Origin of the sequence: Verticiella alkaliphila, assembly GCF_018904615.1 — a bacterium.
Taxonomy (GTDB): Bacteria; Pseudomonadota; Gammaproteobacteria; order Burkholderiales; family Burkholderiaceae_B; genus Verticiella; species Verticiella alkaliphila.
Genome location: NZ_JADCNH010000004.1, coordinates 158,173 through 181,762 on the forward strand (window position 1 = coordinate 158,173; position 23,590 = coordinate 181,762).

21 protein-coding genes, 2 pseudogenes and 1 riboswitch are annotated in these 23,590 nt (G+C 66.3%); of the genes and pseudogenes, 6 read left to right on the forward strand and 17 right to left on the reverse strand.

Annotated features, from left to right (window positions below):
* Nucleotides 1-18 precede the first annotated feature (18 nt).
* The 4 genes from IMZ29_RS04800 to hemC form a co-directional block, all read right to left on the reverse strand.
* Nucleotides 19-1,458 (reverse strand): heme biosynthesis HemY N-terminal domain-containing protein, encoded by a 1,440-nt coding sequence (locus IMZ29_RS04800; protein WP_216181219.1) that lies wholly within the window; start codon nucleotides 1,456-1,458, stop codon nucleotides 19-21.
* Nucleotides 1,459-1,460: 2 nt separating this feature from the next.
* A complete protein-coding gene (locus IMZ29_RS04805) occupies nucleotides 1,461-2,681 on the reverse strand; it encodes a uroporphyrinogen-III C-methyltransferase (protein ID WP_216181222.1) in 1,221 nt (406 codons plus the stop codon).
* A gap of 63 nt (nucleotides 2,682-2,744) precedes the next feature.
* Nucleotides 2,745-3,569, reverse strand: a complete 825-nt coding sequence (locus IMZ29_RS04810; protein WP_216181225.1) for a uroporphyrinogen-III synthase — start codon at nucleotides 3,567-3,569, stop codon at nucleotides 2,745-2,747.
* On the reverse strand, nucleotides 3,566-4,546 hold the full coding sequence (gene hemC / locus IMZ29_RS04815; protein ID WP_216181228.1) for a hydroxymethylbilane synthase: 981 nt from the start codon (nucleotides 4,544-4,546) through the stop codon (nucleotides 3,566-3,568). Before hemC ends, IMZ29_RS04810 begins: the two co-directional genes overlap by 4 nt.
* Nucleotides 4,547-4,740: 194 nt before the next feature.
* On the opposite strand from hemC, the pseudogene greA reads away from it, so the two are divergent.
* Nucleotides 4,741-5,216 (forward strand): annotated as a pseudogene (gene greA, locus IMZ29_RS04820) (transcription elongation factor GreA).
* Between the two features lie 74 nt (nucleotides 5,217-5,290).
* On the opposite strand, the gene IMZ29_RS04825 reads toward greA, so the two are convergent.
* Complete coding sequence (locus tag IMZ29_RS04825) at nucleotides 5,291-5,908, reverse strand: YhbY family RNA-binding protein (protein ID WP_216181231.1); 618 nt, start codon at nucleotides 5,906-5,908, stop codon at nucleotides 5,291-5,293.
* A gap of 53 nt (nucleotides 5,909-5,961) precedes the next feature.
* Here IMZ29_RS04825 and IMZ29_RS04830 point away from each other — a divergent pair, with 53 nt between their 5' ends.
* The 4 genes from IMZ29_RS04830 (at nucleotide 5,962) to glmM (ending at nucleotide 10,905) form a co-directional block, all read left to right on the forward strand.
* Complete coding sequence (locus IMZ29_RS04830; RefSeq protein ID WP_216181234.1) at nucleotides 5,962-6,633, forward strand: RlmE family RNA methyltransferase; 672 nt, start codon at nucleotides 5,962-5,964, stop codon at nucleotides 6,631-6,633.
* A 156-nt stretch (nucleotides 6,634-6,789) separates the two neighbouring features.
* Nucleotides 6,790-8,649: an ATP-dependent zinc metalloprotease FtsH gene (ftsH, locus tag IMZ29_RS04835; RefSeq protein ID WP_216181395.1), complete on the forward strand. Its 1,860-nt coding sequence runs from the start codon at nucleotides 6,790-6,792 to the stop codon at nucleotides 8,647-8,649.
* Between the two features lie 77 nt (nucleotides 8,650-8,726).
* The gene (gene folP / locus IMZ29_RS04840; protein ID WP_216181238.1) at nucleotides 8,727-9,563 is read left to right on the forward strand and encodes a dihydropteroate synthase; all 837 of its coding nucleotides are present in this window, start codon (nucleotides 8,727-8,729) and stop codon (nucleotides 9,561-9,563) included.
* 4 nt (nucleotides 9,564-9,567) lie between these two features.
* Nucleotides 9,568-10,905: a phosphoglucosamine mutase gene (gene glmM, locus IMZ29_RS04845; RefSeq protein ID WP_216181241.1), complete on the forward strand. Its 1,338-nt coding sequence runs from the start codon at nucleotides 9,568-9,570 to the stop codon at nucleotides 10,903-10,905.
* 119 nt (nucleotides 10,906-11,024) lie between these two features.
* On the opposite strand, the gene IMZ29_RS04850 is transcribed toward glmM, so the two are convergent.
* From IMZ29_RS04850 to IMZ29_RS04870, 5 genes are all read right to left on the reverse strand, one after another.
* Nucleotides 11,025-11,588, reverse strand: a complete 564-nt coding sequence (locus tag IMZ29_RS04850) for a TMEM165/GDT1 family protein (protein WP_253206833.1) — start codon at nucleotides 11,586-11,588, stop codon at nucleotides 11,025-11,027.
* A 6-nt stretch (nucleotides 11,589-11,594) separates the two neighbouring features.
* Nucleotides 11,595-11,797: riboswitch (yybP-ykoY riboswitch) on the reverse strand.
* Nucleotides 11,798-11,834: 37 nt separating this feature from the next.
* A complete protein-coding gene (locus IMZ29_RS04855; protein ID WP_216181247.1) occupies nucleotides 11,835-12,695 on the reverse strand; it encodes an endonuclease/exonuclease/phosphatase family protein in 861 nt (286 codons plus the stop codon).
* 63 nt (nucleotides 12,696-12,758) lie between these two features.
* A complete protein-coding gene (gene aspS / locus IMZ29_RS04860; protein ID WP_216181250.1) occupies nucleotides 12,759-14,558 on the reverse strand; it encodes an aspartate--tRNA ligase in 1,800 nt (599 codons plus the stop codon).
* Nucleotides 14,559-14,628: 70 nt separating this feature from the next.
* Complete coding sequence (locus tag IMZ29_RS04865) at nucleotides 14,629-14,946, reverse strand: FmdB family zinc ribbon protein (RefSeq protein ID WP_216181254.1); 318 nt, start codon at nucleotides 14,944-14,946, stop codon at nucleotides 14,629-14,631.
* A gap of 101 nt (nucleotides 14,947-15,047) precedes the next feature.
* Nucleotides 15,048-15,233, reverse strand: coding sequence for a DNA gyrase inhibitor YacG (locus tag IMZ29_RS04870; protein ID WP_216181257.1), 186 nt, complete (start codon nucleotides 15,231-15,233; stop codon nucleotides 15,048-15,050).
* Nucleotides 15,234-15,362: 129 nt separating this feature from the next.
* Here IMZ29_RS04870 and IMZ29_RS04875 point away from each other — a divergent pair.
* Nucleotides 15,363-16,519: pseudogene (locus IMZ29_RS04875) on the forward strand (ABC transporter substrate-binding protein).
* A 157-nt stretch (nucleotides 16,520-16,676) separates the two neighbouring features.
* On the opposite strand, the gene tnpC reads toward IMZ29_RS04875, so the two are convergent.
* The 7 genes from tnpC to IMZ29_RS04910 all read right to left on the reverse strand — a co-directional run bounded on the left by tnpC (nucleotide 16,677) and on the right by IMZ29_RS04910 (nucleotide 23,561).
* Complete coding sequence (gene tnpC / locus IMZ29_RS04880) at nucleotides 16,677-18,206, reverse strand: IS66 family transposase (RefSeq protein ID WP_216181260.1); 1,530 nt, start codon at nucleotides 18,204-18,206, stop codon at nucleotides 16,677-16,679.
* Between the two features lie 62 nt (nucleotides 18,207-18,268).
* Entirely contained in the window at nucleotides 18,269-18,607 is a 339-nt protein-coding gene (gene tnpB / locus IMZ29_RS04885) for an IS66 family insertion sequence element accessory protein TnpB (RefSeq protein WP_216181263.1), read from the reverse strand.
* Nucleotides 18,595-18,933 carry a transposase gene (locus IMZ29_RS04890; RefSeq protein ID WP_216181265.1) on the reverse strand — a complete coding sequence of 113 codons (339 nt, stop codon included), beginning with the start codon at nucleotides 18,931-18,933 and terminating at the stop codon, nucleotides 18,595-18,597. Before IMZ29_RS04890 ends, tnpB begins: the two co-directional genes overlap by 13 nt.
* 276 nt (nucleotides 18,934-19,209) lie before the next feature.
* The gene (locus tag IMZ29_RS04895) at nucleotides 19,210-19,494 is read right to left on the reverse strand and encodes a CopK family periplasmic copper-binding protein (protein ID WP_216181267.1); all 285 of its coding nucleotides are present in this window, start codon (nucleotides 19,492-19,494) and stop codon (nucleotides 19,210-19,212) included.
* Between the two features lie 128 nt (nucleotides 19,495-19,622).
* Nucleotides 19,623-20,549, reverse strand: a complete 927-nt coding sequence (copD, locus tag IMZ29_RS04900) for a copper homeostasis membrane protein CopD (RefSeq protein WP_216181270.1) — start codon at nucleotides 20,547-20,549, stop codon at nucleotides 19,623-19,625.
* A gap of 4 nt (nucleotides 20,550-20,553) precedes the next feature.
* Nucleotides 20,554-20,940: a copper homeostasis periplasmic binding protein CopC gene (gene copC, locus IMZ29_RS04905; RefSeq protein ID WP_216181279.1), complete on the reverse strand. Its 387-nt coding sequence runs from the start codon at nucleotides 20,938-20,940 to the stop codon at nucleotides 20,554-20,556.
* Between the two features lie 140 nt (nucleotides 20,941-21,080).
* On the reverse strand, nucleotides 21,081-23,561 hold the full coding sequence (locus IMZ29_RS04910; protein WP_216181282.1) for a heavy metal translocating P-type ATPase: 2,481 nt from the start codon (nucleotides 23,559-23,561) through the stop codon (nucleotides 21,081-21,083).
* Nucleotides 23,562-23,590 lie beyond the last annotated feature (29 nt).

A 23,590-nucleotide genomic window follows, 5' to 3' on the forward strand; every position in this document is an offset into this window, starting at 1 on the left:
GTAAAAAAGAAAGTGGCTTCAACGCGACGTCGGCGCACCCGGCACGGGCCGCACATCAGGCTCGTCACCCGTGGACAGCGTATCCGGATCGCGCGGGGGCAGATCGGCCGCACCCCAGGCATCCTCGTCCTCGGCGGTCGCGGTCGAGGGCGGCGCCTCGATCACGACGGGGACCGTGAGCGCCTCGTCCTCGAAATCCGTGGTGTCCAGGGCCAGGCGCTCCGGGTCGCCAAGAATATCGGCGGCGGGCAGTGCGCCGTCGCGATCCAGCACGGTCAGGCCAACCACGGCCGCCGTCGCCAGCTGCCAATGGCGGCTCGCCAACGCGGGTTTGTCCAGGCGATCATACAGGCTGCCCAGCAACGCGTGCGTGCGCGGATCGTCGCGCTCCTGCAGGCTGCGCTGCAGATAGCCCGTGGCCGGCCCCCACAACTGGCGCTGCATGCAGAGGCTTCCCAGCACACGCAGCAACTCAGGGTGACGCGGATGCGTCTGCAGCCACGTCTCGGCCCGCTGCAAGCGCTGGCCAGCTTCCTCGGGGCCGCACACGGCATAGGCCGTCAGCAGGCGGGCATCGAGATTCGGTTCGAGCGCGGTCTGCAGGATCTTGCGCACAAAGACGGGATCGTCGGCAAACACGTCGGCGGCCGCCAGCGCCACCTCCGGCTGGGTGCGTTCCGAGGCCTTCAAGGACTTCCACACGGCACGGCGAGCCGGCTCGTCGCCGGCGCTGCGCAGCCACTGCGCCGCCGCTTGGGCGATCGTGGGATTCACATCCATGTCCGCCGCACGATGACGGGAGAGCGTACGCGCGAGCTTGAGCGCCTCCTCCCAGTTCGGCAACGCGAGATAGATGCGCAGGAGCAGGCGCTGCACGTGCACGTGACGGGCGCCACCCTGACGTACGGGCTCCAGCGTGGCCAGCGCATCGGCGGCGCGGCCTTGCGCGAGCCGGATGTCCGCGCCGGTGCAGGCCACGGCAAGGGCGAGCGGCGGCTTGTTGCGTGCGGCCGATGCGGCCGACTGCAGCGCGGCTTCGGCACGGTCCGTCTGCTGCATGGCGTGCGCAGCACGCGCGCTGGACAGATACGCCAGCACGCGCCGATCGACGTGGTGGGTGGCGAGCGCGACCTGACCGAAGCCTTGCTCGGCACGCACGTAATGGCCCTGCAGGAGGTTGATCCAGCCTTGCTCGAGGCGCTCATGCTCGCGCACGAGCTCGCGCTGCTGTTGCCACAGACGCACGCGCTGGCTCACACCCAGCGTCCAGCCAGCCAGGCGCAGCAACAGATGCAAAAGGATGAATAGACCCACGAGGACCGCGATCGCGAACGCTAGGCTCACTTCGATCCGGTAAGGCGGGGCGATGATGACGACATTGCCGGCATGGTCGCGCGCGACGACCGCCAGGCCGACTGCGACGATCAGGAGCAACAGGGTCCAGACCCAGGTTTTCATGCTCAGCCTCCCGTCTGGGCGTCCAATGCCTCGGCACTGGCGCGACTGAGCAACGCGCGCACGGCGGTCAGACTCTCGTTCAGATCAGGCAGCGCGGGCGCCGGATCGATCTCGCCCAGCTCCTCCACCTGGCGCAGCCATTGGCGCGTGGCGGCCGCTTCCGGATCCGCGTAACGGCGCACAGCATCGGCGGCACTGGCCAGATCCGCGCGCCAGATGTCGGCGTGACGCGACAGCAATGCGATGCGGGCTTCGGTCAGGCGCAAGCGCACGTTGGTGCGCAGCCACGTGCCCTGCTCGGGTGCCAGGAGCAAGGCGTCCGGCGAATCGATGCGACGCACGTTGACGAGCTCGCGCAGCTCGGCAAGCGTGGCCTCACGGGCGCGGCCAGACCATTCACTCACCGGCGCCCAGGCCCGCTTCCACCACGGCGCGTCGGGCGCGACGGCCTCCGGCGTTTCCGCCACGGGCGCCTCGACCGGTGCGGCAGTGCCTTCCACCGGCGTCACGCCCGTGCCCACGGCGGCGAGCGGGAGCGAATCGACCTGCGTCATGAGGCGCTCGATGCGCGCCGCGATGTCGGAGACGGCGGGTGCCGGCACGGCTTGGAGACGATTCACATCACGGCCGATCGCCTGCTGGGCGCTGATGAATCCCGGACGTCCGGCGCGAGCCAGACGCGCCTCGGCCAATTGAAGGGCGGCAATGGCACTCGGCACACGGCCCGTCCACTGCAATTGCTCGGCCGCCATCATCAAGCTCTGTTCGACATCGACGAGCAATGCCTCGTCGTTGCCGCTCACGAGTTCGCGATAGGACTGCGCCAGGGCCTTTTGTTGGTCTTCGGCGCGCTGCACGCGCTGATCCAGCGCACCCAGGCGACCATCCTGCCCGGTGGCGACGGACGCCGCCTGGCGCGACTGCGTGCGGGCCTCTTCCACGGCCGCGCTCATGTCGTTCAAACGCCGCGTGGCTTCACGGCCAAAATTGTCGAGCTGCTGTTGCTGATGCCGCAGTGCAGCGGCCAGCGCCACGATCACGATGACGGCAACCACCAAGCCGGCACCCAGCCACCGCGACACCGAACGGCGGCGCTCCTCCTGGGTGGAATCCGGCGCTGTCGGGGCCGCGGGATGCGAGACCGGCTGCGGGCTCGCCAAGGGCGCGCCGGGCGCGCTGTCGCCGGTACGCGCGGCGTGATCGTTGTCGTCTGGGATGCTCATGCGTGGAATTCTAGTTGACGATGGTTGCAAACACGGCAGCGTCGGTTGGCATGCTCGTTTGTATCACGATGCATGCGGGGTCTGCCGCCGTCCCCGGACCCGCCGCGACGCGTGTCGCGCGCCGCAACTGTCGGCGATCTCGACGAGCGCCTGGGCGATGCGCGCGTGCGGGACCACGATGCGGCTGCCGGCCCACCCCGCAATCGCAGCCGTCGTGCCCACCTGCTGCAGGATGGACGTGAGCGCCTCGCGACTGGAGACATGCCACACCGGCCGAAGGCCGCTCGCGCGCCAGGCGCGCAGCTGTCGCATGCGCTGGGCAGGCCAGATCGCCGCGGTGCGCCGATAGGCTGCATGCAGCGTCACCTGCGCACCGGATTCGACCAGGCGATCCGCGAGCCAGCTACGGCCGTGGCCCTGGGGCCCCTCGCCGCCGCGCACGATCAGTACCTTGCGCGGCATCTGCGGCAGGGATTGAAGCCGTGCCCACAGGGCTTCCGAATCGAAGGACGGCGCATCGAGCGGGGGCGCGATGACGTCGATGCGGCCGTTGCTCGCCGCGCGCACCGCCGCCGCGCTGGTCGGCCCCACCACGGCGATCGGCACGTCACGGGGCCAGGCGGCCTCTGCCGTGCCACGGGCGGCGGCCAACTGCTCGAAGTAGAAGCGCACCGCATTGCCGCTCACGCACATGACGAGATCGAAGGCGCTCGGCTGCGGCACGTCGATCGCGGGCAAGCCGGTCAGGAGAAGCGCGGGCCAGTCGTAGACCTGCCAGCCCTGGGCGAGCAAGCATTCGGCGAGCTCTGCGGACTGCCCGGCAGGCCGGGTCAGGATGGCGACGTGACTGCCCGGCGCCTGGGACGCGCCGGCGTCGTCGGCGCTCACCGCGACTGCACCGAGTCGTCAGCGACGACCTGCGCCACGGTGGCGAGCAGCCGGTCGGCGCCTTCGTCCAGCAGACTCTGCGCGGCAAGACGGCCGAGCCGGTCGGCGTCGGCGGCGGGGCCGCGTTGCTCGGAACGCATCACAGTCTTGCCATCGGGACGCGCCACCAGCGCACGCAGATAGAGCGATGCGCCATCGGCGTCGTGCTCGGCATAGGCGGCCAGCGGCACCTGGCACGACCCACCCAACGCGCGCGACACGGCCCGCTCCGCCGTGGCGCAGGCCAGGCTTGCCGCATCGGACAAGGGCGCCAGCCACGCGTGCAGATCGGCGCGGTCAGCGCGCACCTCGATACCGAGCGCGCCCTGCCCTGCGGCCGGCAAACTGTCTTCCACGGCCAGCAGGGCGCGGATGCGATCGCCCAGGCCGAGGCGAGTAAGGCCGGCTGCCGCCAGCACGATGGCGTCGTACTCGCCACGGTCGAGCTTGCCAAGACGCGTGTCCAGATTGCCGCGCAGCGGCAACACCTGCAATTGCGGATAGCGCGCCCGGATCTGGGATTCGCGACGCAGGCTGGAGGTGCCCACGCGCGCGCCCGGGGGCATGTCCGCGAGCGTGGCGTACTGCGGCGAGACGAACGCGTCCCGCGGATCTTCCCGGGTCATGACCGCCGCGAGGGAGAATTCGGCTTCCAGATCAACCGGCACGTCCTTGAGCGAATGCACGGCGAGATCCGCGCGCCCGTCGAGCAACGCCGTCTCCAGCTCCTTGATGAAGAGCCCCTTGCCACCCACCTTGGACAGCGTGCGATCCAGGATGCGGTCACCCCGTGTCGTCATGCCGAGCAGCTCGACAGTGCAATCCGGGTACAGGGCTTCGAGCCGTGCCTTCACGTGCTCGGCCTGCCAGAGGGCGAGCCGGCTTTCCCGGGTGGCGATGACAAGACGGCGAGGCGAGGAGGCAGTGGTGTCGGACATGCGAGGCGCATCAAGTGAAGACAGCCCGAAGTGTGCCACACGCAAGCCGCCAGGCCCCTCGGCAGGCCGCCTCGCGTCTTGCAACTTGGGGCGACTTCCCCCACAATGCGCGGACACCCGCGGCCCCGACTCATTGAGTCGGGGCTTGTTTTTGCTTTTGTCGTTTTGACGTTGAATTCTCAGGAAGACACCCTATGGCTGCCATCCCGTTGACGGTGCGCGGCGCGCGCGCTTGAAGGAAGAACTGCATCGCTTGAAGACGATCGAACGCCCGGCGGTCATCAATGCGATTGCCGAAGCCCGGGCTCAAGGCGACCTTTCCGAGAATGCCGAGTACGACGCTGCCAAAGAGCGTCAGGGTTTCATTGAGGGCCGGATCAGCGATCTGGAGGCCAAGCTGTCGAACGCCACGATCATCGATCCCACGCAACTCGAGGCCGATGGCCGCGTGGTATTCGGTACCACGGTGGATCTGGAGGATCTGGAGACGGGCGACACGGTCACCTATCAGGTGGTGGGCGATACCGAAGCCGATATCCGTATGAATCAGATTTCGGTGTCGAGCCCGATCGCACGTGCGCTCATCGGCAAGTCCGCTGGCGACGTGGCCGAGGTGCAAGCGCCCTCGGGCATCCGCGAATACGCGGTTCTGGAAGTGCGCTACGTGTAATGCCGTGTGTCGGCGACTGGCGCCGGCACGTCACGCACGCCCCGCGAGCCGCTGGCTCCGGGGCGTGTGATGCGTCAGGGCTTGCTGCGCTTGCGGGCAGCCGCCAGCGGACGCCCGGCACCACCGGCAGGACGCCCACGGGCGCCGGCGCGCAGCGACAAGGCGCTGCCGGCACGAGCCGGGCGCGCAGGCGAGGCCTTGCGGGCAGCAGCAGCCCCAAGGTAGCGTTCGCGAGGCGACAGCGACGTATCGTCGCGCACGGGCTTTTCCGTCTTGCGGCGTGCAGGCGCCGGCTTGCCTTCGGCGGCGAGCTTCTTGGGCACGTGCGGCTCGTCCGACTTGCGCGGCTGCACGCCGAGCGAGGCAGCCGGTGCAGGCATCCGGCCATCGAGGAGCTTGCGAGCCTGGGGATCGCTTTCCGTCGGGCGAAAGAGAATGAGGATCTTGCCCAGATGGTGGACGGCAGCGCAGCCGAGGCGCTCGCAGATGTCGTCGAGCATGGCCTGACGCTCGCTGCGCTCGTCGCCGCCAGCACGGACCTTGATCAGGCCATGGGCGGTGAGCGCGCGGTCGATTTCCTTCACGACGGCGTCGGACAAGCCCTTGTCGCCGATCTGGACGACGGGCCGCAGGGGGTGGGCAGCAGCGCGCAGTGCGCTGCGCATCTTGGACTCTAGTTCAATGGTGGGCATGATGGACCGAATTGTACCGGCACGAGCGGCCGGCTGAAACGAACGAATGCAACGTGGCTAAGAACCGATTCTCCAAAGACTGGCTGCGCCAGCACATGAACGACCCTTACGTGAAGCTCGCGCAGGCGCGCGGCTATCGCGCGCGGGCGGCTTTCAAGCTCACCGAGATCCTCGACACCGAGAAGCTCCTGAAGCCGGGCGACGTTGTCGTGGATCTCGGCTCTGCACCGGGCAGCTGGTCGCAGGTGGTGCGCGAGCGTCTGGTGGGCCCGGGTGGCGTGATGCGCGGGCGCGCCATCGCGCTGGATCTTCTCCCCATGGAGCCTGTCGCGGGCGTGGAGTTCATCCAGGGCGACTTTCGCGAGGACAGCGTCCTGCACACGCTTGAAAATCTGCTGCAGGGCGCGCCGGTGGACCTTGTGCTTTCGGACATGGCCCCCAACTTGTCGGGCGTGGGGGTGGCAGATGCCGCCCGCATCCAGCACGTGTGCGAGATCGCTCTGGATTTCGCGCGCGCGCACCTGACGCCGGATGGCGCCCTGATCGTCAAGGCGTTCCACGGCAGCGGGTTCTCGCAGATCGTCCAGGACATGAAACAAAACTTCACGCGCGTGGTTGAGCGCAAGCCCAAGGCTTCCCGGGACAAGTCCGCGGAAACTTTCATCGTGGCGCGCCGTCTGAAACCAAACGTGCGCGAGCACGCTCGCCTCGAGCAACAAGGGTAAAATCAGGCGACTATCGCAATCGGACCGGGTGCCGGTCAAGCACCCAGCCCCTTCAGCAGTACCATCGGCCGGACGGCGGTCCCGGGAAAGCCCGTCGCGTCGGCAAGCAGGAGATCGAGCTTGAACAACAACACCTTTTCCAAAGTGGCAGTGTGGATGGTCATCGCACTGGTACTGTTCACGGTCTTCAAGCAGTTCGAAGGCCGCGGTCAGAGCGCCGATTCGGTTTCCTACACCCAGTTCATGCAGGACGCACGCGACGGACGCATCCGCAGCGTGGACGTCCAGGGCGACGTGCTCTATGTCACGCCGCAGTCGGGCCGCCCCTACTCGCTCACCTCTCCGGGTGACCTGTGGATGGTCAGCGACCTCATGAAATCCGGCGTGCAGGTTTCCGGCAAGCAGCGTGAAGAGCCCTCGCTCCTCATGAGCATCTTCGTGTCCTGGTTCCCGATGCTGCTGCTGATCGGCGTCTGGATCTTCTTCATGCGCCAGATGCAGGGTGGCGGCCGTGGTGGCGCCTTCAACTTCGGCAAGTCCAAGGCCCGCCTGCTGGACGAAGCCACCAACGTCACCACGTTCGCGGACGTGGCCGGTTGCGACGAAGCGAAGGAAGACGTCCAGGAGCTCGTGGACTTCCTGCGCGACCCGACCCGCTTCCAGAAGCTGGGCGGCCGCATTCCGCGCGGCGTGCTGATGGTGGGCTCGCCCGGTACCGGCAAGACGCTGCTCGCCAAGGCGATCGCCGGCGAAGCCAAGGTGCCCTTCTTCAGCATCTCCGGTTCGGACTTCGTGGAAATGTTCGTCGGCGTGGGCGCCTCGCGCGTTCGCGACATGTTCGAAACGGCCAAGAAGCACGCGCCCTGCATTCTCTTCATCGATGAAATCGACGCCGTCGGCCGCCAGCGCGGCGCCGGCCTGGGCGGTGGCAACGATGAACGCGAACAGACGCTGAACCAGATGCTCGTCGAGATGGACGGCTTCGAGACCACGCAAGGCATCATCGTCATCGCCGCGACCAACCGTCCGGACGTGCTCGATCCCGCCCTGCTGCGCCCGGGCCGTTTCGACCGCCAGGTCGTCGTGTCGCTGCCGGACATCCGTGGCCGCGCCCAGATCCTCAAGGTGCACATGCGCAAGGTGCCGCTGGCGCCGAACGTGGACGCCACCGTGCTGGCCCGCGGCACGCCCGGCTTCTCGGGTGCTGACCTGGCCAACCTGGTGAACGAGGCCGCCCTCTTCGCCGCCCGTCGCGCCGGCCGCATGGTCGACATGGCGGACTTCGAAAAGGCCAAGGACAAGATCATCATGGGTGCGGAACGCCGCTCCATCGTGATGCCCGAGGAAGAGCGCCGCAACACCGCGTACCACGAGTCCGGCCACGCCATCGTCGCGAAGATGCTGCCCAAGACCGATCCGGTCCATAAGGTCACCATCATCCCGCGCGGCCGCGCCCTGGGTGTCACCATGCAGCTGCCGGAAGGCGATCGCTACAGCATGGACAAGGAACGCCTGCTCAACATGATCGCGGTGCTCTTCGGTGGTCGTATCGCCGAAGAAATCTTTATGAACCAGATGACGACGGGCGCTTCGAACGACTTCGAACGTGCGACCACCATCGCTCGCGATATCGTGATGCGCTACGGCATGACCGACAGCCTCGGCCCCATGGTGTATGCGGATAACGAAGGCGAAGTGTTCCTGGGCCGCAGCGTCACCAAGACGACGCACGTGTCCGAAGCCACGATGCAGAAGGTCGACAACGAGGTGCGTCGCATCATCGACGAGCAGTACGCCACGGCGCGCCGCATCCTCGAAGAGCAGCGTGACAAGGTCGAAGTCATGACCCGTGCCCTGCTCGAGTGGGAAACCATCGATGCCGACCAGATCAACGACATCATGGCTGGCAACGACCCGCGTCCGCCGAGCCCGCCCAGCGACAGCTCGGGCGACTCGACGGCCACCCCGCCCGCGGGCGGCGTGGCGTCGGGCAACAATGCCACGGCACCGGCCTGACGTTTTCGTCCGGTCGTGACGAAGCCGGGATCTCTGATCCCGGCTTTGTTTTTTCAGCTTCCCCGTTATCTCCCGTCATGCTGCTCTGCGGTCGCTTCACCCTCCCCGTTCATGCGCCCCTGGTGATGGGCATCATCAATGCCACCCCGGACTCCTTCTCGGATGGCGGGCGCTTCTTCGCGCCGCAAGCCGCCATCGCCCATGGCCGGGCGCTCGTGGCCCAGGGCGCCCACATTCTGGACATCGGTGGCGAGTCCACGCGCCCCGGTGCCGACACGGTGCCGGATGACGAGGAGATCGCGCGCGTGGTTCCCGTCATTCGCGGACTTCAGGACGCCGGCGTGCCGCTATCGGTGGACACCCGCAAGCCTGTCGTCATGCGCGCCGCCCTCGCGGCCGGCGCCGACATGCTCAACGACGTCAACGGCTTTCGCGACCCGCAAGCCCAGGCCGCGGCGGCCGCACACCCCCACTGCGCGCTCGTCGTCATGCACATGCATGGCGAGCCCGGCACCATGCAGGTCGCGCCGCCCGATTACGCCGATGTGGTCGCCGAGGTGCGCGACTGGCTGGCACAGCGCTGCAACGCGCTGCGCGCCGCCGGCGTGGCCCCGGAAAGACTTGTGCTCGACCCTGGCCTGGGTTTTGGCAAGACCGTGGCCCAGAATTACCGGCTGCTTGCCCGGCTCGATGCCCTGGCTGCCCTGGGCTACCCGGTGCTTGCCGGCCTTTCCCGCAAATCCATGATCGGCGCCGTCACCGGCCGATCCGTCGACGAACGCCTGGCCGGCAGCCTCGCAGGCGCGCTGGCTGCCGTCGTCCACGGCGCCACGCTGCTGCGCGTGCACGACGTGGCCGCCACCGTCGACGCCCTCGCCGTCTGGCGCGAGGTTTCCGCATCCCAAGAAGGTTGATCCTATGACAACACGCAAGTATTTCGGCACGGACGGCGTCCGCGGCCACGTCGGTGGCCCCGTCATCAATGCCGAGTTCGCCCTGCGCCTGGGCTATGCCGCCGGCCGGGTGCTGGCTCAGCAGCCCGCCCTGCATGGGCGTCCGATGGTGCTCATCGGCAAGGACACACGCATCTCCGGCTACATGCTGGAATCGGCCCTCGAAGCCGGCCTGGCGGCCGCAGGGGTGGATTCGTTGCTCGCGGGCCCGATGCCCACGCCCGCGATTGCCTATCTCACGCGCGCGCTTCGGCTCTCCGCCGGCATCGTGATCAGCGCCTCGCACAACCCGTACGAAGACAACGGCATCAAGTTCTTCTCCGAGCGCGGCATGAAGCTGCCCGACGAGATCGAGGCGCGGATCGAAGCCGTGCTCGACGAACCGCTGGGCTGCGAGCCCTCCGCCCGTCTGGGCCGCGCGCGCCGCTTCACGGATGCCGCCGGCCGCTACATCGAGTTCTGCAAGAGCAGCTTTCCAAACGCCCTGGATCTGAATGGCCTGCGCGTGGTGGTGGATGCTGCGCACGGCGCGGCGTACCACATCGCGCCGGACGTGTTCCGCGAGCTGGGCGCCACGGTGATCGCCGTGGGCTGCCAGCCCAATGGCATGAACATCAACGACGGCGTGGGCGCCACGCACCCCGAAGCCATCGCGGCGGCCGTGCGCGAGCACAAGGCGGATCTGGGCATCTCGCTGGATGGCGACGCGGACCGCCTGGTCATGGCCGATGCCAGCGGACGCACCTACAACGGCGATGAACTGCTCTACGCCATCGTGCGCGAGCGTCAGACCCAAGGCCCGGTGGCTGGCGTCGTCGGCACGCTCATGACGAACTTCGCCTTCGAGCGCCGCATGGGCGAGCTCGGCATCCCCTTCACGCGCGCCGCCGTGGGCGATCGCTACGTGCTCGAAGCCATGCTCGAACGGGGCTGGCTGCTGGGCGGCGAAGGCTCCGGCCACCTCATCTGCCTGGACAACCACACCACGGGCGACGGCATCATCGCGGCCCTGCAGGTGCTGGCGGCCATGCGCCGTGCGGGCAAGTCGCTGCAGGACCTTCTGGCCGATCTCACGCTCTACCCGCAAAAGCTGGTGAACGTGCCGCTGGATCCCGAGATCGACTGGCGCACGCACGCCGGCCTGCAGGCGGCGCTCTCCGAGGTGCAGGACGAGCTCGGCAACCGCGGCCGTGCCCTGATCCGGGCCTCCGGCACGGAGCCCAAGCTGCGACTGATGGTGGAAGCCGATGACGAGGCGCTCGCCGAGCGCTGCGTGAATCGGCTGGTGGAGAGCCTGGCGTAAGCGGCCACGTGAAGGGGCTTGGCGGCAGCCTTGCGGCACCAGGCGCCGCACGCCCAGCTTGACGCCCGCGCGCGCGTAGCGTCACGGCAAGCGTCAACAGGACACAGGTAGACGCGGCTTCATCGCAGCGCCGCCATCAGCGCAGCCACCGCCAGGCCCAGGAAGATCACAGCCGCCACCACGCGCACCGTCTTCACGGGGAGCCTGCCGGACAACCGATCCCCCAGGATCACGGCCGGCACGTTGGCGAGCATCATCCCCAACGTGCTGCCCACCACCACCGCGCCGAACGCCTGATACTGGGCCACCATGGCCACCGTCGCGAACTGGGTCTTGTCCCCCATTTCCGCAAGAAAGAACGCCACCACCGTGGCGCCGAACACGCCTAGGCGGCCCGCCTTCACCTCAGTGTCATCGAGCTTGTCGGGCACCAGCACCCAGCCCGCCATCAAGAGAAAGGTGGCCGCCAGCACCCAGGCCAGCACAGTGGGATCGAAGCGCGTGGTGAGCCACTCGGCGAGCACGCCGGCAAACCCGTGATTGACGATCGTGGCGATGAAAATACCGGCGATGATGGGCCACGGCTTGCGATAGCGCGCCGACAGCATGAATGCGAGCAACTGGGTCTTGTCGCCGATTTCCGCCAGCGCGACGACGCCGGTGGAGACGAGCAGGGCTTCCAACGTGGGAATCTCCAGGCCGGGCAGACAACATTGACCGCAAGCACCCCCCGGCCGGTGGGCGTTGCGGTCAAAGGTCTTGCATTCCGGTACCCGGCCGATAGGCTCGGATGCTGCGGACGCCGGCACCATGCCCTGGCGGGCAAGTATGTTGGCACGGGCTCGTCCCGGGGCGGGACGCAGCTACTCCCCAATGACGGGCGCGAGTATAGCAGGCTTGTAGCCAGGGCCTCGCTCGCGCAGGCGCGGCTACGGCAGTTCGAGCTCCGCCATCAGCGGCGCGTGATCCGAGATCCGCGTCCAGGGCATACCGCGCAGTACGCGAGCGCGGCGCACGGCAAACCCACGCTGATAGATGCGATCCAGACGGAACATCGGCATGGCAGACGGGAAGGTGCGCGGCGGGCGTGCCGTCACGGGCAGGCTGCCCGCCGACAAGGCCGGCAGCGGCTGCGACGGCCCTGCCCCATCACGCAGCCTCACAAAGGACTGACGCAGCAGACGTACCGTCTCGCGCAGCTTTGGCGGCCCGCCACCCTTGGTGAGCTGCGCCGACCCGAACACTTCGTGCAGACCCAGCCGCTCCACGAGCGTGGCCGACAAGTCGTCGTTCCAGTCGTTGAAATCACCCGCGATCAGCACAGGCTCGCCATCGCGCACCACCTCGTCGATCCGGCGGATCAAGGCTTCGGCCTGACGGCCACGGCTGGCCCCGAAAAGCCCCAGGTGCACCACGAAGCAATGCACCATGTGATCGCCGATGCGCACCTGGGCGTGCAACAGCCCGCGTTGCTCCAGACGGTGATCCGAGACGTTGAGATTTTCGTGGCTGAGGATGGGAAACCGCGAGAGCAGCGCGTTGCCGTGATCGGTGTAGCGCCGCACGGCATTGCATCCATACACCATGTCCAGGTGCAAGGCGGCCGCGAGGGACTCGTGCTGGGCATCGAGCACACCCGCACGCTCATTGCGCCCCTGCACTTCCTGCAGGAAGACCAGATCGGCACCCAGGCCATACAGCCCGAGCCGAAGCTCGTTGAGCCGGACGCGGCTCATGAGGCCAGAACGGCCCTTGTGAATGTTGTAGCTGACGACGCGCAGGCGCGACATGGGAAAGCTCCTGTCGACGCGATACGCTGCCGGCCGAGGCCGGCAACGTATCGCGGTCTGCCGTCAGGACGCCGTCTTGACGTCCGGCTGGCGCAGGCGGATGTGCAGTTCGCGCAACTGCTTCTCATCCACCGAAGACGGAGCCTGGGTCAGCAAGCATTGCGCCCGCTGCGTCTTCGGGAAGGCGATCACGTCACGGATAGAATCGGCACCCGTCATCATGGTGACGATGCGATCCAGACCGAAGGCGATGCCACCGTGCGGGGGCGCGCCGTACTGGAGCGCGTCCAGCAGGAAGCCGAACTTGGCGCGGGCTTCCTCGGCATCGATCTTCAGGGCGCGGAACACCTTGCTCTGGACTTCCTCGCGGTGGATACGCACCGAGCCGCCGCCGATCTCCCAGCCATTGAGCACCATGTCGTAGGCCTTGGCCAACGCGGCACCCGGGTTGGTCTCGAGCAGATCCTCGTGGCCGTCCTTGGGGCTGGTGAACGGGTGGTGAGCCGCGGTGTAGCGCTGGTCTTCCTCGTCGTATTCGAACATCGGGAAATCCACCACCCACAGCGGGCGCCAGCCCGGGGTGAAGAGGCCGTTGGCCTTGCCGAATTCGCTGTGACCGATCTTCACGCGCAGCGCGCCGATGGCGTCATTGACGACCTTGGCCTTGTCCGCCCCGAAGAAGATGATGTCGCCGCTCTGGGCGCCCGTGCGCTCGAGCAGCGCGGCGATGGCCGCATCGTGCAGGTTCTTGACGATCGGGGCCTGCAGGCCTTCGCGGCCCTTGCCGGCTTCGTTGACCTTGATCCACGCCAGGCCACGGGCACCGTAGATGCCGACGAACTGCGTGTAGGCGTCGATCTCGCTGCGCGAGAGCGCGGCTCCACCCGGCACGCGCAGCGCCACGACCCGACCGCCTTCGCTGTTGGCCGCACCGGCGAACACCTTGAACTCGACGTCCTTCATGACGTCGGTCATGTCGGTGAACTCGAGAGACACGCGCAGATCCGGCTTGTCCGAGCCGTAGCGGCGCATGGCGTCGGCCCACGTCATCTCGGGGAATTCCGCGGCCAGCTCGACGCCCTGCACCTTGCTGAACACGCCACGGATCATGTCCTCGAAGATCGCGCGGATCTCGGTTTCCGACAGGAACGAGGTCTCGCAATCGATCTGCGTGAATTCCGGCTGGCGGTCAGCACGCAGGTCTTCGTCGCGGAAGCACTTCGTGATCTGGTAGTAGCGGTCGAAGCCGGACACCATCAGGAGCTGCTTGAAGAGCTGGGGCGACTGCGGCAGCGCGAAGAACTGACCGGCGTTCACACGCGAAGGCACGAGGTAATCGCGCGCACCTTCCGGCGTGCTCTTGGTGAGCATCGGGGTTTCGATATCGATGAACCCGAGCGAATCCAGGTGCTTGCGCACTTCGATCGCGACGCGGTAGCGCAGCATCAGGTTGCGCTGCATTTGCGGGCGACGCAGGTCCAGCACGCGGTGCGTGAGGCGCGTCGTTTCCGACAGGTTGTCGTCATCGAGCTGGAACGGCGGCGTGACCGACGCGTTCAGGATCTCGATGTCGCGCGCCAGGATCTCGACTTCGCCAGACTTCAGATCCGCGTTCACGGTGCCCTGCGGGCGCTCGCGCACCACGCCAGTGATCCGCACGCAGAATTCATTGCGCAGGCGCTCGGCCACGGCGAAGGAGACGGGCTCGTCCGGATCGCAGACGATCTGCGCCAGGCCTTCACGGTCGCGCAAATCGATGAAGATGATGCCGCCGTGATCGCGACGACGATGCACCCAGCCGAACAAGGTGACGGTCTGACCGAGGTGGTCTCGGCATACCTGGCCGGTATAGCACGTACGCATGAAAGCTTCCTGGAGATGAAGGATGGCGAAGAAGGGAGCGGGCGGCCCGCCGGGGCTGCCCGCGTGCGGCTCACGTGGCCGAGGGCGTGGGGGTGGCAGGCGCGGGTGCCGGCGTGGCCGCCGGGGCAGCGGCTTCGCTGCTGGACGCGCTGCTGCCGCTCGTGGCGCTGGCACCGGACGACGAGGCGCCCGAGCTGCTGTTGCCATTATTGCGGAAATCCGTGACGTACCAGCCCGAGCCCTTGAGCTGGAAGCCGGCAGCCGTCACCTGTTTGACGAGGGCAGGCTTGCCGCAGGCCGGGCAATCGACCAGGGGCGCCGCAGACATTTTCTGCAGCGCGTCATGCGCGTGACCACACGCTTCGCACTTGTACGCGTAGATAGGCATGGGAGGTTCCCACAAGAATGACAGACGAAACCCTTGATTTTACCGCGTCTTGCGTAACATCAAGGTACTTTTTCCGGTAGATGCGGGCGCCGAGAGCGCCTTCAAGCCCTGCCCCCGCCGGCCGGTTCGTCTTCGTCCACCGGCGGCCCCGGAATCACGAAGCGGTCGGATGCCCAGGCACCCAGGTCGACGGATTTGCAGCGCTCCGAGCAGAACGGCCGCCAGGTGCTGTCCTCACGCCAGGGCACATCCCGGCGGCAGGTGGGGCACTTCACAACGGTGACCATGGCAGTCTCACGTCAACGGAAAACGGACAACCCGGGATGATAACAATCCGGCGCGAATGAGCGCGGCGCCTGCCTGTGGCTGCGGTAACATTCTCCGACGTTTTCTTCTCGCTCCCTTGGAGACACCCCATGCGCAAGCTCAAAGCCCTGCTGGGCGCCGCCACGCTCGCCGCGTGCGCCACCGCCCACGCCGACCTGACCGTCGGCATCAACCTGGGCACCACCGGCCCCGGCGCAGCCATCGGCATCCCCACCAAAGACACCGTCATGATGTGGCCGCGCACCCTGGGCGACCAGAAGGTCAACTACGTGCTGCTGGACGACGGCTCGGACGTGACGCAGGCCTGCGCAACGCGCACAAGATGCTCAACGAATTCAAGGTCGACGTCATCGTCGGCCCCAACCTCACACCCAACGCCCTGGCCGTGCAGGAGGTGGCTTCGCAAGCCCAGACGCCCATGCTCGCCCTCGCCGCCTCGGCCAGCATCGTCGAGCCGCAGGACGCGCCCAAGCGCCAGTGGTCGTTCAAGATGCCCCAGAACGATTCGCTCATGGCCCGCGCCCTGGCCGGCTACATGGCCAAGAACAACGTGAAGACGGTGGGCTTCATAGGCTTCGCGGACGCCTACGGCACCAGCTGGTGGAATGAATTTTCCGCCGCCGCCAAGGCCAACGGCATCGACGTCGTGGCCGACGAGCGCTTCCAGCGCAACGACACCAGCGTGACCGGCCAGGTGCTCAAGCTCATCGCCGCCCGCCCCGACGCCGTGCTCGTGGCCGGCTCCGGCGCCCCCGCTGTGCTGCCGCAAAAGACCCTGGTGGAGCGCGGCTACCAAGGCCGCATCTTCCAGACCCACGGCATCGCCTCGCCGCAGTTCCTGCAGATCGGCGGCAAGGACGTGGAAGGCACCTATTTCCCCACCGGCCCCGTGGTGGTGGCGCGTGAACTGCCCGAGTCGCACCCGGCGCAGAAGGTGGCGATGGAGTTCGTGGAGCAGTATGAAGCCAAGCATGGCCGGGATAGCGTGACGCAGTTCGCCGGCGATGCGTGGGGGGCTTACATGCTGCTGGATGACGCCGTGCGCCGCGCCATGCGCGATGGCAAGGTGCAGCCGGGGACGCCGGAGTTCCGGTCGGCGCTGCGGGATGCGCTGGAGGAGACGAAGGAGCTGACGGTGCCGAATGGGGTGCTGAATATCACGGCGCAGGATCATCAGGGGTTTGATGAGCGGGCGGTGGTAATGGGGGTGATTCGCGGGGGGAAGTTTACTTACGCGAAGGAGTGAGGGGGTAAGCAGCCTGCGGGTGGCTTGAATTGACAAGGGCGGCCTTTTGGCCGCCCTTTGTTTTCAGAAATCTGGTGCTTGCGCTGCCGCCTTTGTCATTGCAACATTGCTGTCTTGTGATCGTAAACGCCCGGCAATCACACCTTGACGGCGATGTTCAGCCCGCCGGCGTCCACCGATGCGGCAGCAGCTCCCCGACCTGATGGTTCTTCTGCGTCGGCAGCCGCGTGAGCACGTCCTTCAGATAGGCATACGGATCGTGCCCGTTGAGCCGCGCGGACTGGATCAGGCTCATGATGGCAGCCGCGCGCTGGCCTGCGCGCAGCGAGCCCGCGAACAGCCAGTTCGAGTGGCCCATCGCCCACGGCCGGATCTGGTTCTCGACCCAGTTGTTGTCGATCGGTGCATTGCCATCGTCGAGGTAGCGCGTGAGCGCGGGCCAGCGTTTCAGGCTGTAGTCGATGGCGCGGGCCGTGCCCGAGCCGTCGGGTACGCGCTCACGCTGCGCCAGCAACCACCGATGCAAGGTCTCGGCCACCGGCCTGGCGCGCTCCTGACGCAGATGCCGGCGTTCATCGGCGTCCAGCTCGGCCGCCTCGCGCTCGATGGCGTACAACGCACCGATCATCTCCAGCGCCTGACCGGCGATCTGGCTCTGGTGATTGGCATGCAGTTCGTGGAACTTGCGTCGGGCGTGCGCCATGCAGCCCAGCTCGGTCACGCCGGCTGCGAAGCTCGCTTTGTACCCAACATAGTCGTCGGTCACGAGCTTGCCGCGCCAGTCGGCGAGGAACTGCCGGGCATGTTCGCCGGTGCGCCCGGGCGTGAAGTCGTAGACTACCGCGCGCAGCGTGTCGTAGGTCGTGGGCGTGTATGCCCAGAGATAGGCCCGGTGGGTCTTGCCCGTGCCGGGCTTGAGCATCTGTACCGGCGTCTCGTCGGCATGCAGCACGGTGCGCTCGAGGATTTCTGCGCGTAGTGCATCGGCCAGCGTCGAGCGCGGCAGCGCCAGGCCCGCCCGCGCAAAGATGCCTTCCTGCCGATACAGCGGCAGGTGATCGGCGTACTTGGCCACCAGCACCTGCGCGAGCAGGCCGGCCGTGGGCATGCCCTTGTCGATGACCTGGGCCGGTACGGGCGCCTGCTGGATCGTCTCGCAATGTTGGCACACCCACTTGCCCCGGATGTGCTCTTCGACAGTGAAGGTACCGGGCGTGTAGTCGAGCTTCTCGCTCACGTCCTCGCCGATGCGCTTGAGCGCGCAGCCGCATGCACAGACGGTGTTCGCAGGCTCATGGCGGATCTGCACGCGTGGCAACTCGGGCGGCAGGCGCAGACGACGCGGCTGCGACGGCACGGTCGGTTGTGCGGCCGGTGTGCGCAGCGCCTCGATCTCCACCTCGATGGCCGCCATGTCCGCGTCCATCATCTCCTCGAACAGGCTCGCCTGCTCGGCGCTCATCTGCTCGCTGCGCCGGCCAAAGCGCCAGCGCTTGTAGAACGCCAGCTCCTGCGTGAGCTGATCGATGTGGGTTTGCTTGACGTGCAGTTCGCGATCCTTGGTAACGATCCGGGCATCGAGTTGCGTCAATCGCGCGTCACGCGCGGCCAGCTCGCCCATCAGGCTTGCTGCCAGCGTGCGCAATTGCTGCGCATCCAGATCGCTCAGGGAGTCGGTGCTGCTCATGCCTGGCAGTGTGCCAGAACGCCGGGGGCGCCGGTATTGCCGGCATCCCCGATTGCGCCGATCTACAGGACCGCGATCGCGCTTCCCACGTGGCGCCAGGGTAGCCCAAGCACCAGCGCCTGCCATTGATCGGTCTGCAGCGCGAGCGCCGTCTCGCTGGCCGACGATGCCCACACGAAGCTGCCGCGGTTCAGGCGCCGAGCCGCCAGCCACACACCGATGCCGTCATGCACCAGTACCTTCATGCGGGTCGCGCGTTGGTTCGCAAAGCAGTAGGCGTGGTGTGGCTGCGCCGCGCCGAACACCGCGATCACGCGGGCCAAGGCCTTGTCGGCGCCAGCGCGCATGTCCAGCGGTTCGGTGGCCAGCCAGATCGCCTCGACGGGGATCACTGCAGCCACTCGCGCAGCCACGCTGCGCAGGCATCGGCCGCGCTGACGGGCCAGTGCAGCGAGGCCTGTACTTCTCCTCGCTGCACGCGGATCTCGATGCGCTGGCCGACTGCCGACGAGGGGCCAGCGAGGACCGGAACGAAGGCTGGAGTGCTCGGCTCATGCTGCGCGCTCGCAAGCCGCAGCCATTTGTGCACGAGATTGGCGTTCAGGCCGTGTGACAGCGCCACCGCGTCGATCGAGGCGTTCGGCTCACCGCATTCAGCGACAACCTGTGCCTTGGCCTTGGGATAGGAGCGGCGAGCGCGCACCGGGGCCAATTCTGTCTTCGTCATGGTGTCCACCTAAAAGTGGTGGACACTATCGGCTGGCCTTGGTGGCCTCAAGATGGGATGGCCGGGCGCTTACGGTTGAGGTGCTGGGTTGACCTGCCCGACTTTTTCACACCACTGGGCTTTGGAGTCAAACCAATCTCCTATTAAGTGTTATTTGAACCTACACATTGAATCTTCTGTCCGGGGTAGGCACCGAAGGCCATGCGCCTATCCGAATCGGACAGGCGCTGGGACTTCTTTCTGACGCCATTGGGAGGCATCAGCAGATCGCGTGAATTACCCGCCGTGCTCCTGTTCAAGCAGCGAGCTGAGGCGAGCAACTTCATTGCTGGTGATGGCAATATTGCGCCCATCCTTCGTCGGCACCGAAGCCCCGACATTGAGATAGACGGCGCGCCCGAAGCGACTTTCCTGTGCCATCTTTCCATCCTTGAAGACGTACAGCGTTCCCCCGTCAGCCAGCGGAACCATCTCCTTGGCTGCCAGGGCTGCTGCATGACCGGCGAAGGCAGGCACGGAGAGGACGCTCAACAGGGCGGCAATGACAATTTGCGATTTCATGATCGACTCCTTTGTGAAAACGACGACAACTTGCGCCGCGTCGTTAAATGTAGAAGCGCGCGATCTACAGATCGCTTACCCGTGCATTACATTCAATTCATGTGCTGTCATTTAGAGCCAGTCAAGGATTAGGTGCCGTTGGGAGAAAGGATGCCAAGCCACGCAACGCTCGCCAGAACCAGAACGGCTAACATCGCCTCCGTGAACAGACTCTGCCGTAGCTTGACGACCGCTTGTGCGTGGTTGCCTGTTCTCAATGCCGCCTCCAGACTTGGGCTCAGTCGAAACCGATTGGCTGCCGCCAGCGCGAGCATTCCTCCGAACAACAGGAGTTTTCCTACGAGCAGGCGGCCATAGAGCGTTGAGAAGAGCGGATCAAGCGATGGCCCAGCGATCAACAGGTAATTCAGGGCTCCAGTCACGACGAGTGCCGCCACGATCACCGTACCTATCCGGGCGAAACCATTGGATGTTCGGCTCAGGATCTCTACTGAGCCTTGCCCGGTATTTGGTTTGTTGGCCGCAAGCACCAAGAACGCGATCAATGCGCCTACCCAGGCACCGGCCGCCCAGAGGTGCGTGATGTCCGAAGCGAGATGAATGTATCCGCGCACGCCGTCATCCATGGCGCCATGTCCCGCCCATGCAAGGGTCGCCAGCGCCACGCCGGTGGAGAGCGCCATCACTGCAAATCGCACGGTCGCGTTCAATTTCAACATTGCGACGGGCACGCACACCAACAGCGCCAGGATGCGAATGCACCAGGCGATGCCCATGTGCGTGCCCGTAATGAGCATGTCGAAAACGTGCGTTGACAATTCCGCGTAGCTTTGGGCGCCGGACATGGCCTTGGCCATGACCGTCATGCCCCACATCGACAGGGCAATGCCGATGGCAGCGGATGCGCCAATGAGTACGCGATAGCGGCGCGAGATCGTCGAGGATCGCTCGTCGTTGCCCAAAGCATAGAGACCGAACATGGCGACGCCAAACGCCGCCGCCAGGTCCAGATAAAGCGCCAAGCGCAGGACGATGGTCAACCAATCCCCGGCCATGGGCTTACTTCACCTTGAAGGTGACGTTACCTGTGATCGGATGCGTGTCCGAGGAGACGGCACGCCATTCGACGCGATAGTCGCCCGGCTGGAGCGCTTGTGCCGGCGTGATGACCATGGTCTTGCCGTCGCCGGCACCCGCGACGCTGGCGTTGATCTTCATCGGGCCATGGCTCGCCATACCCGGCATGCCCGTCATGACAAGGCTCGCGGCGGAGAACTGCGGCACCAGCGTTTCGGAGAACTTCAGCTCGATGGTGGCTGGCGCGGAAACCTGCGACTTATCGGCCGGCGTCGAAGATACCAGCGAAGGATGCGCGAATGCGGCGGTGGCGAACAGGCCAGCAGCGATCGGCGCGACGAACTTGGCGATGAAATGTGAACGGGTCATGGAGATTCCTACCTTGATGTGTGAGGATGGTTTAAGAACGAAATGCCGAGATAAGGCTTGCACCTTCGCAACGGCTTGGAACGAAAAAGACGGTTCGCTGGGCGATAGCAGGCTCCTGTAGGTTCAGACAGAAGATCCGGTCACAGTCGGCTCGCTCTCAGGCGCAATGCGTTGCCAACGACCGACGCCGAACTCAGGCTCATCGCCAATGCGGCGATCAGCGGCGACAGCAGCCAGCCCGTCAGGGGATAGAGAACCCCGGCGGCGATGGGAATGCCCAGCGCGTTGTAGAGGAAGGCGAACATGAGGTTCTGCTTCATGTTGCGCACGGTACTCACCGAGAGCGTGCGAGCGACAGCGATGCCACGCAGGTCGCCCTTGACCAGCGTGACCTGCGCGCTGTTCATCGCCACGTCGGTTCCCGTTCCCATGGCGATGCCCACGTCTGCCTTTGCCAAGGCCGGCGCGTCGTTGATACCGTCTCCGGCCATGGCGACGATGCGGCCCTCTCTCTGCAAACGCTCGATCAACATGAGCTTGTCCGCCGGCTTGACTTCACCATGCACCTCGTCGATGCCCAGGCGTGCACCGACGGCTTTGGCGGTGGTCTGCCCGTCCCCGGTGGCCATGATGACCCGCAGGCCCGCAGCCTTCAACGCGGCCAGGGCCTCGGGGGTACTGCCCTTGACCGGATCGGATACGGCGAGCAAGCCCGCGAGCTGCCCGTCCACAGCCAGGTACATGACGCTGGCCCCTTCGCCGCGCAGGGCTTCTGCCTGGGGTACGAGCGGCTCAACCGACACGCCAGACTGCTCCATCAGCACCGTATTGCCCAACGCCAGTTGCCGGTGCTCAACTTTCCCGCGCACACCGATGCCCGTTCCCGATTCAAAGGTCTGAGGCTTCACGAGTTGGAGGCCCTGGGCACGCGCGGCCTGCACGATGGCGTCGGCCAGGGGGTGTTCACTGCCCTGGTCCAGGCTGGCTGCAAGACGCAGCACCTCGTCGTTCGTGAAACCGGGTGCTGCGACGACCTGGTCGAAAGCAGGCCGACCTTCGGTCAGGGTTCCCGTCTTGTCGATGACGAGGGTATCGACCTTGCGAAGATTCTCGATCGCTGCGGCGTCGCGGAACAGCACCCCCTGCGTGGCGCCACGGCCCGTTGCGACCATGATCGACATCGGCGTGGCCAGACCCAGCGCGCACGGGCAGGCGATGATCAGGACGGCCACCGCATTGATGAGTCCATAGACCCAGGTGGGCTGCGGCCCGAAGAATCCCCAGACAAAGAGCGTCGTGACCGCAATGGCGACGACGGCCATCACGAAGTAGCCGGCAACGACATCGGCCATGCGTTGCATCGGCGCCTTGGAACGCTGCGCCTGGGCGACCATCTGCACGATCTGCGACAGAACGGTGTCCGAGCCGATCCGCTCCGAACGCATGACCAGCGCGCCACTGGTGTTGAGTGTGGCCCCAATGACCTTGTCGCCCACGCGCTTGCTGACGGGCAGCGGCTCGCCGGTCAGCATGGATTCGTCAATCGAGCTGCTGCCCTCGTGCACGATGCCATCCACCGGCACCTTCTCGCCGGGTCGGATGCGCAGCAGGTCGCCGACGTGCACATGGCTGAGCGGCACGTCTTCCTCGCTGCCGTCCGCATTGATGCGCCGCGCGGTCTTGGGCGCCAGCCCCAGCAGCGACTTGATGGCCGCCGAAGTCTGGGAGCGGGCCTTGAGTTCCAGCACCTGGCCGAGCAGTGTCAGCGAGATGATGACGGCGGCGGCCTCGAAATACACGCCGACCCGTCCCATGGACATGAAGGATGCTGGAAACACTTCCGGCGCAACGGTCGCCACGACGCTATAGATGAATGCCGCACCAGTTCCCAGGCCGATCAGCGTCCACATGTTCGGGCTGCGGTTGACCACGGACAGCCAGCCGCGGGAGAAGAAGGGCCAGCCGGCCCACAGCACGATCGGAAACGACAGCACCAGCTCGACCCAGCTCTGCGTGGCCATGTCCATCAGGTGCAGCCGCTCACCCAGCATCGCCAGCGCCAGGACCACGAGCGTCAACGGCAGGGTCCACCAGAAGCGACGTGAGAAGTCACGCAACTCCGGGTTGTCGTCGTCGAGGTCGGGCAGCAGAGGCTCCAGCGTCATCCCGCACTTGGGGCAGGTTCCCGGATGATCCTGGCGGATCTCCGGGTGCATCGGGCAGGTGTAGATCGTTCCGGGTGCGGCTGGCGTTGACGCCTGGGCCGGTGGCACCACCGTGCTGGCGTGGTGATGCGGGGCATGGCCGCTGCCTGTGGCTGTGCTCGCGCCTCCGCCCGCATATCGCGCCGGATCGGCGTCGAATTTGCCCTTGCATCCGGTGCTGCAAAACAAGTACGTGTTCCCCAGGTGCGTGGAGCGGTGCTCCGACGCTGCCGTGACCGTCATGCCACACACCGGATCGCGCGTCGCGGCATCGGGCTGCGAGTGGCTTGAGGACCCGCCCGCGTCGCCACTGCCAGCATGGCTGGCGTGATGGTGGTGCGTGTGCGGGCCGGACGTTGTGGCACCCGCCGCCATGCCTGCGTGCTCATGTCCTGAAGACTTGCTGGGTGAATTCATAGTGACAAGTGCCCCTTCGCCGTTAACCG